At 64.9% G+C, this 14,369-nt stretch carries 13 protein-coding genes; 3 read left to right on the forward strand and 10 right to left on the reverse strand.

Translation table 11 applies throughout. The annotated features are described in order from the left end of the window. Positions 1–39: 39 nt before the first annotated feature. A complete protein-coding gene (locus tag VHK65_18445; protein HVS08131.1) occupies positions 40–342 on the reverse strand; it encodes a hypothetical protein in 303 nt (100 codons plus the stop codon). 86 nt (positions 343–428) lie between these two features. Between VHK65_18445 and VHK65_18450 the strand changes: the two genes are divergently transcribed. Then, a complete protein-coding gene (locus tag VHK65_18450; protein ID HVS08132.1) occupies positions 429–917 on the forward strand; it encodes a hypothetical protein in 489 nt (162 codons plus the stop codon). A gap of 4 nt (positions 918–921) precedes the next feature. Here VHK65_18450 and VHK65_18455 read toward each other — a convergent pair whose 3' ends face one another. Together VHK65_18455 and VHK65_18460 are read right to left on the reverse strand one after the other, a co-directional pair. Then, complete coding sequence (locus VHK65_18455) at positions 922–2,001, reverse strand: hypothetical protein (GenBank protein HVS08133.1); 1,080 nt, start codon at positions 1,999–2,001, stop codon at positions 922–924. Positions 2,002–2,025: 24 nt separating this feature from the next. Continuing rightward, complete coding sequence (locus tag VHK65_18460) at positions 2,026–4,878, reverse strand: AAA family ATPase (protein ID HVS08134.1); 2,853 nt, start codon at positions 4,876–4,878, stop codon at positions 2,026–2,028. Positions 4,879–5,022: 144 nt separating this feature from the next. Between VHK65_18460 and VHK65_18465 the strand changes: the two genes are divergently transcribed. Next, entirely contained in the window at positions 5,023–5,733 is a 711-nt protein-coding gene (locus VHK65_18465; protein ID HVS08135.1) for a hypothetical protein, read from the forward strand. Positions 5,734–6,000: 267 nt separating this feature from the next. After that, positions 6,001–6,576, forward strand: coding sequence for a trypsin-like peptidase domain-containing protein (locus VHK65_18470; protein HVS08136.1), 576 nt, complete (start codon positions 6,001–6,003; stop codon positions 6,574–6,576). Between the two features lie 271 nt (positions 6,577–6,847). On the opposite strand, the gene VHK65_18475 is transcribed toward VHK65_18470, so the two are convergent. The 7 genes from VHK65_18475 to VHK65_18505 form a co-directional block, all read right to left on the reverse strand. Continuing rightward, on the reverse strand, positions 6,848–7,957 hold the full coding sequence (locus tag VHK65_18475) for a methyltransferase domain-containing protein (GenBank protein ID HVS08137.1): 1,110 nt from the start codon (positions 7,955–7,957) through the stop codon (positions 6,848–6,850). 65 nt (positions 7,958–8,022) lie between these two features. Next, the gene (locus tag VHK65_18480) at positions 8,023–8,223 is read right to left on the reverse strand and encodes a hypothetical protein (protein ID HVS08138.1); all 201 of its coding nucleotides are present in this window, start codon (positions 8,221–8,223) and stop codon (positions 8,023–8,025) included. Positions 8,224–8,363: 140 nt separating this feature from the next. Next, positions 8,364–10,025, reverse strand: a complete 1,662-nt coding sequence (locus tag VHK65_18485) for a ribonuclease J (protein ID HVS08139.1) — start codon at positions 10,023–10,025, stop codon at positions 8,364–8,366. Beyond that, on the reverse strand, positions 10,018–10,566 hold the full coding sequence (locus VHK65_18490; GenBank protein HVS08140.1) for a uracil-DNA glycosylase: 549 nt from the start codon (positions 10,564–10,566) through the stop codon (positions 10,018–10,020). Before VHK65_18490 ends, VHK65_18485 begins: the two co-directional genes overlap by 8 nt. Positions 10,567–10,713: 147 nt before the next feature. Next, on the reverse strand, positions 10,714–12,951 hold the full coding sequence (locus VHK65_18495) for a polyribonucleotide nucleotidyltransferase (protein ID HVS08141.1): 2,238 nt from the start codon (positions 12,949–12,951) through the stop codon (positions 10,714–10,716). Positions 12,952–13,131: 180 nt separating this feature from the next. Further along, positions 13,132–13,395 carry a 30S ribosomal protein S15 gene (gene rpsO, locus VHK65_18500; GenBank protein HVS08142.1) on the reverse strand — a complete coding sequence of 88 codons (264 nt, stop codon included), beginning with the start codon at positions 13,393–13,395 and terminating at the stop codon, positions 13,132–13,134. A 39-nt stretch (positions 13,396–13,434) separates the two neighbouring features. Then, positions 13,435–14,352 carry a diacylglycerol kinase family protein gene (locus VHK65_18505; protein ID HVS08143.1) on the reverse strand — a complete coding sequence of 306 codons (918 nt, stop codon included), beginning with the start codon at positions 14,350–14,352 and terminating at the stop codon, positions 13,435–13,437. Positions 14,353–14,369: the final 17 nt, after the last annotated feature.

The following is a 14,369-nucleotide window of genomic DNA, read 5'->3' on the forward strand; positions in this document are numbered from 1 at the left end:
TCCAGAACAGACCTGTCACCACAAGAATCGCTGCGCTGATCAGACTGAGTGCGATAAAAATGATCGCTTCGTGTTTCGGCGGTAGTCCGAGGATGCGGGGCGCTGTCGCTCCTTGGCCATCGAGCTCGGGTGGAGCGTACCCGCCCGTTTCATGCCGATCCGCCAGAGCACGAGAGCGGCGCCGAGCAAAGGAAAAGCCAGGACGAAGCAGATGATCAGCGGGATGACGAGATGCCCATCGCGGTTCACGACAATCAACAACAGGAAGAGCGACGCAGCTACCTGGCTGGCGAGCGATGCGACGACGAACGCGGCCCCTCCCCATCCGTAGGGACCGGGCACCGGCGGGAAGCGTCGGACCCGAGCCTCGCCCGTTGGAGTCAATCTAAGATTTCATGGCTGCCTCACGCCAGGGGTATAACTGTCTTATGGCACAGCAGGATCAAGACCCCAACGACGACCTCGATACGCAGGGCATCCCCGATCTCGACGCGGCACCCGGTCCACGGGGCCGTGCACGTACCGCGGACCTATCCGAAGACGAAGACCTCGATTCCGAGGGTCAACCCGACTTGATAGGCGCGCTGCACCAGAAGGAGATCACCGGCGACGCCCAGGAAGGCGAGGTTCCGCCGCGCGATTACAAGCAGGCGCCGGACGACTATTTTCACCAGGACACGTTGGATGAGCGGCTACGGGAAGAAGTTCCCGATCGCATTCGTCCGGACGCGCAAGAGGTTCGGCTCATCGACGACGAGTCGGAAGACGATGGCGGTGAACTGCGGTCCGAATTGGGTGACGAAGGCGGTTATCCCAGCGCCGAGGACGCGGCCATGCACGTGGTCGACGAGGCTCCGGGCGCAGTCAATCGCAAGATCGACAGCTACACCGGCGACCCGGTCGAAGAGCTCGAGTAGCCCATTACGCCATCGGTAACGTCTCGGCGTCCGCGAGCCGAGGCATAGCGGGATGGACCGCAAGGTAACTGAGCAGGACGCCAATTGCTCCTGACACGGCGATCGATCCGAGCCAGAGCGTGATCGGCCAGCTCACTCCGCGCGTGAGCTCCAGGAAAAGAAGGTAGAGCGAGCTCACGCCGACTGGGCCAAGGAATGAAGCAATCCGAAGAGCGGTAACCCGCTGAGGTCCCGGCCTGAGCCACATCATCACCAGGTCAGCCAGCAGTCCGCCTATGATCGCGACCGGGATGAGGTCGAAGTGCTGCTCCAGCGATCCCAACAGGGCGCCGTTCAACCCGACAAGGAGCGTGATGCTGCCAAACGGCAGCGTGAATCGACTAAGCAAGTAGAGCACGACGCCGGTCAGCAGGGCCGTCTGCACCATGATCCCCAGGACGCCAAGTTCCTGTAGGTAACGAGTCGTGGTGGGGATCGCAGCCTGGGCGACCGCCCAGGTGTTGACCAGCGGTTGGTCGAACTGGTCGAAAAAAGTGAACATCGACAGCAGGAGGCTGGCCGAGATCACCGCCGTCAAGGGAGCTTGGGTCCCCGGCCGCCGCCAGGCCGCGCGCAATGGTCCGGTGACGATCAGCCCAAGCGCCAGCATCAGGAGAAGGTGTGGTGGGCTGATGAGGGCCGCGAGACTGACCTCGATGCCGAACTTGAGATGCCAGAACATGTCAATCACGCCGCCGATGCCAAACAGGACGCAGCCCAGCAGCGAGAGGCCGTAGCCCGCCGGCAGCACCTGACCAGGGCGATGTTCGCGGGCCTGGTTTCGGAGCGCGCTCAGGGCGAGGAAGATCAGGATGGCGAACATCCCTGAATACAGCACAGCGTGCCAGGGCGTAAAGAAGGTCTCGAGCCTCGCCAGGTGCCGATGAGCCCAGGAGTCAAGGTAGGCGCCCCCCATCAACCAGGTACAGAGGCCGACCATCATCCATTCGAACCGCCGCGTAGCCGGAATTGATCCCCGGTCTCGGATCAGCTCCCTTGCCGCCGCCATCTCCGTCCTTGCCAGCTCGCGAGCTCGCACCACCACCACCACCACCCTCTTCGATGGGATCTACCGTCTCGCCTGTGCATGTCTCGGTAACGGAGGGGCCGCCGAAGACGTAACGGCCGTGGCGCTTCCGTTCTGAGGTGGCGACGCGTCTCGCTGGCGCGCCAGCGCGATCAGCTCTCGCTGTGAGTTGATCCCGAGCTTGCGATAAATGTGCTGAAGGTGAGTCTCGATCGTGTTGAGGCTGACCACGAGCTGCTCGGCAATCCGTTGCGGTTTGACTCCTCGCTCGGCGAGGTTACAGACCCGAAGCTCCGCGGGCGTCAGCGCATCGGGATCGACCACTCGATGCTTCAAGCGGCCATGAGCCAGCTTCAGCTCGTCGCCCGCCTTCTTCGCCAGCGCCTCAGCCCCGCATCCCTCAGCCAATTCGTAGGCCCGTTTCAATAGCGGTCGGGCCGCCCGATCCTGCCCTGACTTTCGCAATAGAGCACCGAGCCGGTGCCGAATTCTAGCCTCGAGTAGCAGCATCCCACTTCCCGTCGCGAGCACGATTGACTCGTCGAGCAGGTGTTTCGTAGCCTCAAGGTCACCATCGATTTGCGCCAACGCGGCCCGGGCCCCAAGCGCAACGATTCGCGGGAATCGGCACGGCAGGCGTTCGGCCATCGAGTCGAGTGACGCCAGAATGGTCTGGGCATCTTCGATCCGCCCGCCATAGAGGTATGCGGTGATAGCGTCGCCGGACCAGGGAACGACGCATGGCTCCAGGATTTGTAACTGAGTGGCCAGGGCTCGCAGGCGGTCGAACAGGGCGCAGGCGTCCGCCGTCCGCCTGGCGTGCATGGCCAGCACCGCCACCATGTGCAGGAGCCACACGCGACCCGCCGAGTACTCGTTCGGGTCGGCAAGCGAAGCCGCCCGTCGACACCATTCCGCACACTCCTCCATCTGGCCCATCTCGTTCAGTGTGTAGGCGTGGATGATGGCCGCCCAGAAGGCCCGCTCCGGCGCGAGGTCCGAGAGCAGCGTTGCCCGGTCGGCGAGTAGAAGCGCCTCCCGGAGCTTGCCCATTCGAAGGCACGTGTCGCCATGCATGACGGCCACGGTCGCGATTGCCACCGGGAGGCCGATGCGCTCGGCGGCGCCCATCCCGATCTCGTACGCGCGGGTCGCCTCGCCGAACCGTTCCGTCCACTTCGCCAGGTTTCCGTAGGTTCCCAGCGTTCCCCAACTCCAGGCGAAGTCGGTCGTGTCGGCCTCAGGATTGGCCAATGCTTCGGCAACAGCGCTGTCGATGACTGCGATCCCGGTTGGGTCACCGCCGACAAATGTGCTGAAGGCCCAGGCGGTGTCGGCACGAAATCGGAGCCTCGGCGAGCTACCGATCGCAAGCTCGCGAGCCTGTTCCAGCAAGGGCGTGGCCATAGCGGGACCTCCGCTGGGCCATGAGATAAACGCCTCGTCGAGCAGTGCCCGAACGGCTTCCGATTTGTCTGACGGCAGCGCGCCGGCGACCGCCGTTCGGAAGGCTTCGCCAGCTTCCTGGACGGCGCCCCGGATGAACAGGGCGCGTCCGAGCATGCGCTGGGCGGCGCTGCGTAGTTGGTCAGTCAGGTCGGGAACAGCGAGGACACGCCGAAACGTCACGATGGCGCCTCGCCCGTCGCCGCTGTCGAGTTGGACCTCGCCGAGATCCATCAACAGGTCGGCAGCGGCTCGGGTACCCGCCACCTCGACGGCCGCCGACAACCGTTGTCTGGCGCGGGCGATCGCACCCTCGCGCATGGCGCTTCGACCTGCCTGCGCCAGGACCGCCACGCCGTCAGGGTCACCGATTAGACCCGCACGGGCCGCGTGTTCGGCCGCCTCCGACGGCTCGGCTCCCGCCGCTAGAAGCAGGCGGAAGGCACGGGCATGCCATCGCCCTCGCATCGGTGGCGGGATCTCGTCGTACACGACTTGCCGGAGCATGGGATGCGCGAACTGGGCCCAGCCGGGCGCATCGGCTTTGAACAGCCCTCCGCGATAGAGCCCTTCGAGCGCCAGATCGCCCTCGCCGGGCAGGAGCTCCGCCATCGCCGTCGCGATCGTGGGGCGGAACCGGCTTCCCAGAACGCCCGCCGCCTGCGCGTAGCGCTTTTCCCCGGCCGACACCCCCGTGAACCGCGCGCGCAGGAGCCCGCTTTTTATGGTCGCAACGTGGCCATCGGATCCAGCGAGGTTCTCACCGCGCCGGACACTCATGACCACCTGCTCGAGTAGAAGCGGGTTTCCCCCCGCCAGTCTGGCGGCGCGCCGGGCCGAGGATCGCGAGATCCTGCCGCGAGCCCGATCTGCCAACATTTCCACTGCGCCGGCGTCGCTCAGCGGCAACAAGCGTTCCATGATCGCGTCACCGTCGTTGGCAAGCGGCCGGACCGTATCGAGAGCCGTCTCAGGCCACGGTCGAAGGGTTCCAATGAGAGCGATTGGCAGATTGCCGATCCTGTGGCAGAGATAAGAGAGCAGTGCCAGCGAGTCATCGTCCGCCCAGTGGAGGTCATCAAGGAGCATCAGCGTTGGTGAGGGAAGTCCCTCGAGGAACTGGAGGGCGGCGTACAGCCGCGCCGCACGAGCTTGAAGCGCAGATCGTCGGGCGCTGGTGGTGTCATCAGGATTGCGAAACCCGAGTCCCCGGAGTGCCTGGTCGATGATGCCGAACGGGAGGCTCGATTCGGCCGCGTCGCCGCGTCCGATGCTGACCTGGAACTGACCTCGAGCGACCGTCTGGGCTCGGTCGATCATCGTGGTCTTTCCAAGGCCCGCTTCTCCGACGATAAAGAGGCTCCGTCCTCGTCCCTCGCGGGCCTCGGACAGCAGTCGCTCGATCGCCCCAAGTGTCCCGTCGCGCTCCCAGATTTGTGCCTGGGGCATGCCCTCCCTCCCCCAGCAATCCTAAACCCTCAGTAACTTTCCCGCTGGGGCGCTTAACCGTCAGTAGTTCTACTGACGACGCCGAGAGAAAGGGTCCGTAGTGTGGACCCGTTGCTGGCAGGTCTTTTTCAAGGAGGTAGAGCAATGGCGATCGACACGGAAATTGAAGAAGTCGCGGGACTACGACCCGAACCGAATGGCGCCGGCGCCTCGCCGCCCGAGGCTGTTCAGGTGGTGACGCCAGCCGTGGCGCCAGAGGGCGCCGCTGATCACGCGGTTTCCGAGAAACCGCTTCGCGCGCAACGTCGCCGCGGCTGGGTTCCGCCCGTCGCCATCGGAGTGGCCGCCCTGATCGTCTCCGGCACGCTCACCGGATTCCTGTGGTCGACGATTGGTCAGCGTGACACCGCCCAGCATCAACTCGCTGTGACTCAGGCGACGCTGACGACCACCCGCGACCAGCTCACCGCCGCGCATGCAGATGCCGCGAGGCAGAAGATGACGTCTGACTACATCACGTTCGTCGCCGTCAACAACGGACGGGCTTTGACCAATTACCAAACCATGGCAGCCTGCGCCTCGTTCGGACCCTGCCGAACTGCAGCCCAGCAAACTCTGACCGACCTACAGGCGTTCCAAACCCAGCGTGCCGCTGCAAACGTGCCGCCAGCGCTGTCAAACGCCGATGGCGAGCTGCGCGACGGGCTCAGCGCAGCAATCGCAGCGCTCCAGGAATTCATCACCGGGGCGGACAACGACGACGTCAACAAAGTTAAAGACGGCGCTCATAAGCTGGACGCGGCCTTCCTCACGATCGGCAAGGCCGAGGCCGATCTCGGGACCGCTTCGAGCTAGTCGCACGTGCAGGACTCGATTCGGAATCAGGCGCACAGAGCAAGCATCCGGGTGACACGCGTGCTCCACCCGGATGCTCACGGCTCGGCGCCATGCCGCTTGAGGAGGCTTTTCCTTGTGAGCCTGGGGGGCCTGCTGCTCCTTTGTGCGCCCCTGACGAGCCTTGGCTTAGCCGTCCAAGAACAACACGTCGAAGCTGGCAGATCATCCGCCGACCGTCGCTCGATCTTCGAGCTACAAGCCCGGGTCCGATCCCTGGAGGCGCAGATGCGCACACAAGCCGATTGGGGCGCGATCGCGCGCGCTGTTCAGCCGTCGATCTTCACGGTAGCGACTGACCACGGGCTGGGCTCGGGATGGGTGGCTCGGTCAGGTGTGGGGGGATCGGATGTTGTGACCAACTTCCACGTCGTCGCCGAAGCCTTCAACGCCGGCGACGCCGCTGTCCACTTGCGGCAGGGTGACCTGACGATCGACGGCAGCATCACGCAGGTGCGGCCAGGCGATGACCTTGCCATCATCCATATTGCCGAACGGTTTCCAGCCCTTCAGGTCGCGATTGGGAGGCCACAGCTCGGCGACACCGTGATGGCCGTCGGCTCGCCCCTCGGCCTGGGCGGCAGTGTCTCGCTTGGGGTAGTTTCTGGATTTCGCAGCCTGGACGGTGCCGACTACATTCAGTTCTCCGCCGCGATAAGCCCCGGCAACAGCGGGGGTCCGCTTCTGGACAGCCATGGCTCGGTCGTAGCGGTTTCGGCAGCCAAGCTCCTCGGGACGGGTGTCGAAGCCCTATCTCTAGCCATCCCGGTACAAACCGTTTGCACCGTGGTCGGGTGCAAGTAGTCCACCGCTAGTAGCGCCCGTATTCGTCCTTGAGCTGGGAACTAGATCCTTCCCCCAACCTCCCACAAGGCGCGGATAACGACGCCGCGGCGGAACTCGCTCCTCGCGTGATCAATAACCGCCAGGCGAGCTGGCGTTGGGCGACGAGCTAGTGCCCGACCCGGAGTTGCTCGATCCGCAACCCGCGGACACGAGGCCAACTACCGTGGCCACGACGACGATCGCCAGCTTCCAAAAAACGGTTCTCGGACGCCGATGTGCCATCAGATGGCTACTGTAGCAAGCGGTAGAAGCGCCAGAAATCGTGCTTGATGGGCAAGATCTCGACGCCGGAGAACCCCGCGTCTGCGGCGTAGCGACGCAGCGTCTCGGGACGCATGACCGTGCCGGTTCCGAGCGCTGGCGGATCAACTCTGCCGACGGGCAGGCAATGTAAAACGCTCCACCCATACATGAAGCGCTCGAGCTCGTCCCCAGGGGCGGTGAACGCCTCGGCCACGCGCTCGTCGGCTACCAGCACCGCGCCGCCAGGCGCGACCAACGCGCGCATCGCCCGCAGAGCGGCGACAGGGTTCGACATGTCGTGGATGGTCTCGAAGGCCGTGACGAGGTCGTATGAGGCCGCCCTGCCGGGGGCGGCTGCATCGCGGAGCTCGAACCTTACGCGGTCGTCGACCACTGCGTTCATCGCATTCTCCCGAGCAGCAGTGATCGATGGCTCGTCGAGATCGAAGCCATCGACCCGGACCTTTGGGTAGGCTTTCGCGATCGCGATGCTGGACCAACCGGTTCCGCAACCGACGTCAGCCACTTTTGCCGGCGGCTCCGCGCGCAAGCGGCGATCCACATCAGGCATGGCAGGCAGCCAGTCGGCACCGAGCTGATTCAAGAACATCGGCCGGTTCAGCGAGGCGATGGAGTTGCGGAATTCTGGCCCATAGTCGATGTAGGGGACCCCACCGCCTCCGCGGTAGGCCGTCAGCAGGGCAGGCAGCGTGCCGACCACTCCGGGAATTGCCCAGGCGATGGGCAGCAGGTAGTTGAGGCTGTCGGGATTCAACAGCACCTCGCTGTGGCCGGGAGCCAGGCCGTACTCGCGTTTGGCGCCGTCGGTGTTGTCCGTCGTGACCGCGATCAGCCCAGCAACTGCCTGCTGCTCGAGCCACTCCCGCGCATACCTTTCATGAATGCCCGCTGACCGTGCCAGCTCGCCTGCCGTCGACGGACCGTCCTTCGCGATGGCCCGGTACAATCCAAGCCGGTCGCCAATGTAGATGCTGAGCATCTCCAGCACGGCGATGCCCCCGTGAAACAGGCGCTCGACCAGTGCGCCGCGTTGCGCCTCATCCTGCTTATTGAGCGCCGATGCGGTGATACTCAAGCCCTCACCCTCCCCCGGAAATGGCTCTCACGGGTTGTCCCCTCTCCCGGCATCGATCATCTGACCTAGGGCGACTTCGACGGTGACGCCGGCACCGATGCCGCTACCGATGGCGATGCCGTCGTCTGCGTCGTGCCGCTCCCCGTGCTGAAAAAGCCGAACGGATGGACGAGGAACAGAAACCCCAGCACCAACACGATTACGACGATCGCAAAGATGGCGACCACCGCGGTGTTCGATCCGCCATCGCCTTGTGTATTAGCCATACGTTTACCTCCTCGAATGCAATAAGGCTCTCAAGCTCCCATTAATGACACAGCTGCCGATCGTCCAACCGACGGTAGGGCACTCACATATTGAAACACGGGGCGCTTTGCCTTGGAAGGCGGCTGAGCTCGAGCTCGACTTAGACTTCGACGACGATCGGGATGATCATCGGCCGCCGCCGCATCTGCTCGTAGAGGAACTTGCTCAACGAGTCCCGGATCGAGTTTTTGATGACCTGCCATTCCGGGTTGCCGCGCCCCGGCTTATTGATGGTGGCGAGCACCTGCTGCCGGGCCGACTCGAGCAGGGCATCCGAGGTCTGTTGATGGACGAAGCCGCGCGAGATGAGATCGGGACCGGAGACCACCTGGCCGGTGTCCTTGTCGACGGTCACGATCACGATGAAAATGCCATCCTGCGACAGAATGTGCCGGTCGCGTAGGACTACAGAACCGACATCGCCAACCCCCAACCCGTCGACGAAAACGTAGCCCGCCGGGACCTTGTTGCCGAAATGCGGGAGGCTGTCGCTCAGCTCGACGGTGTTCCCGTCGTCCGTCACGATCACATGGTCCTTGCTGATGCCGACTTCCTGGGCGATCTCCGAATGCAGCGCCAGGTGGCGGAACTCTCCGTGCACCGGCATGAAGAACTTGGGCCGCACCAGGTTCAGCATCAGCTTGAGCTCCTCGCGGCTCGCATGCCCCGAGGCATGGACGCGGTTGCGGGCGGAGTAAAAGACCCGCGCCCCGTGCTTGTAGCAGTTGTTGATCGTGCGCGAGACCAGTTCCTCGTTACCCGGGATCGGCGTCGCCGAGAGGATGACGGTGTCACCCGATTTCAGCTTCACCTGCGGATGCTCCTGGGCCGCGATCCGAGTCAGGGCGGAAAGGGGCTCACCCTGGCTACCGCTCGACAGGATGACGAGCCGATCATCAGGCTCCTTGTTGATGTCCTGAACCTTGATCAGGATGTCGCCGGGCATCTGGATGTAGCCAAGCTCCTGAGCGATCGTCAGGTTGTTCACCATGGAGCGGCCGATCACCGCCACCTTGCGCTTGTAGCGGGCCGCGGTGTTGAGCGCTTGCTGGATGCGGTAGATGTTGGACGCGAAGGTCGAGATGATGATCCGGCCGGGACACTGCCCGAACAGCTCCTGGAAGGCCTCCCCGATGGTGCGCTCGGAGGGGGTGAAGCCGTCGCGTTCGGCGTTGGTGCTGTCCGACATCAGCAGCATCACGCCGTGGTTCCCGAAGTGCGACAGACGCGCCATGTCTGTCGGCTTGCCGTCGACCGGCGTCTGGTCCATCTTGAAGTCGGCCGTATGGATCACCATGCCGACCGGCGTCTGGATGGCGAGCGCGGTGGTGTCCGGGATACTGTGCGCGACATGGATGAACTCGACCTTGAAGGGGCCGAGCTCGACGACGTCGCCGGCCTTGATCTCGCGTAGATCGACCTGCTCGACAAGCTTGTGCTCGCGCAGCCTGTTCTTGATGAAGCCCAGCGTGAGGCGGCTGCCGTAAATCGGTGCCGAAACCTTGGGCAGGATGTAGGGCAGCGACCCGACATGGTCCTCGTGGCCGTGGGTCAGCAGGAACGCGAGCACTTTGTCCTTCCGCTCCTGCAGGTAGGTGACATCCGGCAGCACCAGGTCGACGCCGAGCATCTCCTCCTCGGGGAACATGAGGCCGGCGTCGATGACGACGATGTTCTCGTCGTACTCGAGTGCCATCATGTTGCGACCGATCTCGCCCAAACCCCCGAGGGGAATGGCGCGCAACCTGGGCTGCTTAGCCAAAAAGGGTGAGCTGCTCCTCCGGCTTGGGGATCGGCGTCGCCGCCACGGCGAGCGCCTGCCGCCGCTCTTCCGCCTGGTCGAGATGCGCCCTCACGGCCTTGAAGTCCTGCTCCAGCGGGCCCATCAGGAAGCTGTTGTAGAGAGCCGCCGCGGGGTGGTAGACCGGGATGTAGGTCACCGCGTCCCTGGTGACCACTTTCCCATGAAGGCGCGAGATCGACTCATATCCCGGCAAGAGGCGCGCCAGCGCGTGCCGGCCGAGCACCAGGACGACTTCGGGCTTGATCAGCCGGAGCTGCTGCTCGAGATAGGGCGAGCAGGCCTCCGCTTCGGCGGGCTGCGGATCCCGGTTTCCCGGCGGCCGGCACTTGAGGATGTTCGTGATGAAGACGTCGCCGCGCGAGAGGCCGATACCGCGAAGCAACTGGTCGAGCAGCTTGCCCGCCGCCCCGACGAACGGCTCGCCCTGCAGGTCCTCGTTCTGGCCGGGCGCCTCGCCGACGATCACGATCCGCGCCTTGGCCGGGCCAACCCCGGGCACCGCCTTGGTTCGCGAATGACCTAACGGGCAACGCCGGCAATTGTGGACCGCCGCGCTCAGGCTCGGCAGGTCGACGAAATCCAAACCGGGGCTCATTGTATGCCGGGACGGGAGCCCCGGCATACAGTTTTTCCACAGGCCTAATGCCTAATTGCGGTTGTCTCGTCCACGGCCGCCGGCGCGGTCGAAGTCCCGGCGCGGGCCACGATCGCCGCCACCCGGGCGATAGCCACCGCCGCCGCCTTCGCGACGCGGGCCGCCCCGATCACGATCGGTCACGACCCAGTCCCCGTTCGTGATGCCCTTGGCCTCTTGCAGCACGGCCTTGCGCGAAAGGTTCACGCGACCCTGGCGATCGACCTCGGTCACCTTGACGTCGATCTCGTCGCCGACGTTGACCGCATCCTCGACCCGCTCGACGCGCTCCTCAGCCAGCTGGCTGATGTGGACCAGACCGTCCTGGTTCGGCATGATCTGGACGAAGGCACCGAAGGGCATGATGCGAACTACCTTGCCGCGGTAGTTCTTTCCCACCTCGACCTCGCCGGTCAGGTCGCGGATCAACTGTTCGGCTTTGGCGGCCGAGTCGCCGTTAACCGAGCCGATCACGACCCGGCCATCGTCCTCGATGTCGATGCTGGTGACCCCCGAGTCTTCGATGATCTTGCGAATCATCTTGCCTCCGGGGCCGATCACTTCGCGGATCTTGTCGGGATGGATCTGGACGGTGACCATTCGCGGCGCGTACTGCGACATGGCGTCCCGCGGCTGGCTCAGCGCCGCGTCCATCTTGTCCATGATGAAGAGGCGGCCTTCCTTGGCCTGCTGAATCGCGCCGGCCATGGTGTCGATGCTGATGCCTTTGATCTTCATGTCCATCTGCATGGCGGTGACACCCTGCCGGGTACCGGCCACTTTGAAGTCCATGTCGCCCAGAGCATCCTCGACACCCTGGATATCGCTGAGAACGGCGACCTTCCCATCACCGGTGATCAAGCCCATCGCGATCCCGGCCACCTGGCCCTTGGTCGGGACGCCGGCGTCCATCATCGCCAGGCTGGAGCCGCATACGCTCGCCATCGAGGTCGAGCCATTGGACGAGAGGATCTCGGTGACGAGCCGGATCGTGTAAGGGAACTCCTCTTCGGTCGGCACGACCGGCAGAAGCGCCCGCTCGGCAAGCGCACCGTGGCCGATCTCCCGCCGCCCCGGCGAGCGGAGCGGCCGAGCCTCGCCCACGCTGAAGGGCGGGAAGTTGTAGTGATGCATGAAGCGCTTGAACTCCTCGAGGCCGAGCCCATCGAGCTTCTGCTTGTCACCGATCGAGCCGAGGGTGACGATGCTGAGCGCCTGGGTCTGACCCCGCGTGAACAGCGCCGAGCCGTGGGTGCGGGGCAGGATGCCCACCTCACACGTGATCGGCCGGATCTCGGTCGTTTTGCGCCCGTCCGGACGTACGCCCTCGGCGAGGATCTTGCCGCGCACGCGCTGCTTGACCTTAGCCTCGAAGCTCTTCGATAGGTACGGCAGCCGGTCCGCGAACTGCGGGCCAAGCTCGGTGACGGTCTCCTTCTTCAGATCGTCGAGTGCGGACTCGCGCAGCGCCTTGTTGGGATTGAAGAGCGCCTGGTCCAGCCGCTCGGCGAGGAAGCGGTCGACCGCCTCGTCGACCTCGGGGTCCTTGGGGCTTTCCGGAACGGTGACTTTTGGCTTGCCGACTTCGCGGGCGAAAGCGTCCTGCATCTCGCAGATCCGAACGATCTCGCGATGCGCCAGTCGCAGTGCCTCGACGATGGTTTCCTCGGGCACTTCCTTGGCCCCGGCTTCCACCATGATGATGGCTTCCCGGGTGCCGGCCACGACCAGGTCGAGCTTGCTTTCGGCCAGGCGGTTGATCGGCGGACCGACGACCAGCTGGTCGTCGAGCAAGCCGATGCGGACGGCGCCGATCGGGCCCTGGAAGGGGATCGGCGAGATCGACAGCGCCAGCGAGGCGCCGTTGATGGCCATGGTTGCCGGGTCGGCGTCCTGGTCCACGGAGAGCACGGTTGCCACGATCTGGACGTCGTTTCGGAAGTCCTTGGGGAACAGCGGGCGGATCGGTCGGTCGATCAAGCGGCTGTTGAGGATCGCCTGCTCGCTGGGGCGTCCCTCGCGGCGGATGAACCCGCCCGGGATCTTGCCGGCCGCGTAGAGCTTCTCTTCGTAGTCGCAGGTGAGCGGGAAGAAGTCGATCCCTTCCCGCGGCGTCGAGGCCATCACGGCCGTGACGAGCAGCATGGTGTCGCCCATCCGCACGGTGACCGCGCCGGATGCTTGCTGGGCGACGTGACCGGTCTCGACCGTCAGCGTCCGCCCACCAATTTCGAGTTGTGTTGTATTCACGAATCCTCCTGGGGCCGCGGAAATCGCGGCACAAAAAATAGTTGGCAATCGGCCCAGGCGGTTCCTGTATTGCGGGTTAGGGGTTGGGGTTCGAAGAAAAGGAACCCTTTCTCCGCACACCAATCTCTAACCCTCTGCGAGGTGGCCCCGCCCGGGCAAGGGGTCTATGGCTCTAGGCCATCACCTCCGTAGCCCGAGCTTCGCGACGACAGCCCGGTAGCGCTCGATGTCGGTGCGCTGCAGGTAGTTCAGCAGCCGGCGGCGTTTGCCGACCAGCTGGAGCAGCCCGCGCCGCGAATTGTGGTCGTGGGCGTGCGTCTTGAGGTGGTCGGTGAGGTGGTTGATCCGTTCGCTGAAGATGGCGATCTGGACTTCGGACGATCCGGTGTCCTTGTCATTGAGGCGGTTCGCCTCGATGACGCCCGCTTTGATGCTCGTTGCCAGTCGGTGTACCTCCTAAGTTGCTCGCCCGAGTGCCGTTGGCTAGTCGGACATTCGCGCTGAGTCACCCGAGAGTATACCCGAAGGTCGCCAATCAATAACCTGGAGGGCGCCGGGGACGATCTCGAAGACTGCAGGGGTCATGCCGGCGAGCTCGCCGTCCGCCTCCACCCCGATCGGCTGCTCGCTCTCGATCTCGACCCGCCGAGCCCGCCCGAATTCGACCTGGGACAACTGTCCGTGCGTTCCCCGATAGAGCATCGGCAGGCTGCGAATCCCCAGCCAGCGGCCGACATCGCCAATCGTCACGACGTCGAACCAGCCGTCGTCCGGTTGGGCCTGGGGGGCGATCCGCATCGCGCCGCCGAGGTAGGCCCCGTTGGCGACGGCGATGGTGCGCACCCGACGCTGCAGCACCGGGCCCTCGTCCAGCCGAAGACGAACGGGTGCATTCTGATGCCGCGCGAGGCTGATGACCGCGGCTCCCAGGAAATTCACGGTGCCTCCCAGGGCTGCGGGCCCGCGCGCAGCCCGCCGCACAACCTCGGCCCCGATCCCCGCGTCCGCGACATTGATGAAGTAGCGCCGCCCCGTCGAGGTGGAGAGGCGACCGGCATCGAGCGGGCGCCAGCGATCAGTGGTCAGCCACGCGGCAACGTCCTCGGGCCGGCGCGGGCTGGGGATACTGCGGCGCAGGTCGGCGCCTGTGCCGCGCTGCAGGAACCCGACCCGCGGTGGCCGGGCCGCCGGGCGTCGGAGCAGGCCGTTGACCACCTCATGAGCGGTCCCATCGCCACCCACCGCGACTACCAGTCGATCGCCGGCCGCCGCCGCGTAGTCGGCAGCATCGCCGCGCCGAGCGGTCTCGACCACATCGAAAGCCATACCGGCGCACGCGGTCGCGCAGCGGCGCCAGAAGCCGCGGGCTCGTCCGCCACCCGCCGAGGGGTTGACGATCACGAGCGGCGGCTTCTGCG

It is taken from the genome of Candidatus Dormiibacterota bacterium, from assembly GCA_035544955.1.
Lineage (GTDB): Bacteria > Chloroflexota > Dormibacteria > CF-121 > CF-121 > CF-13.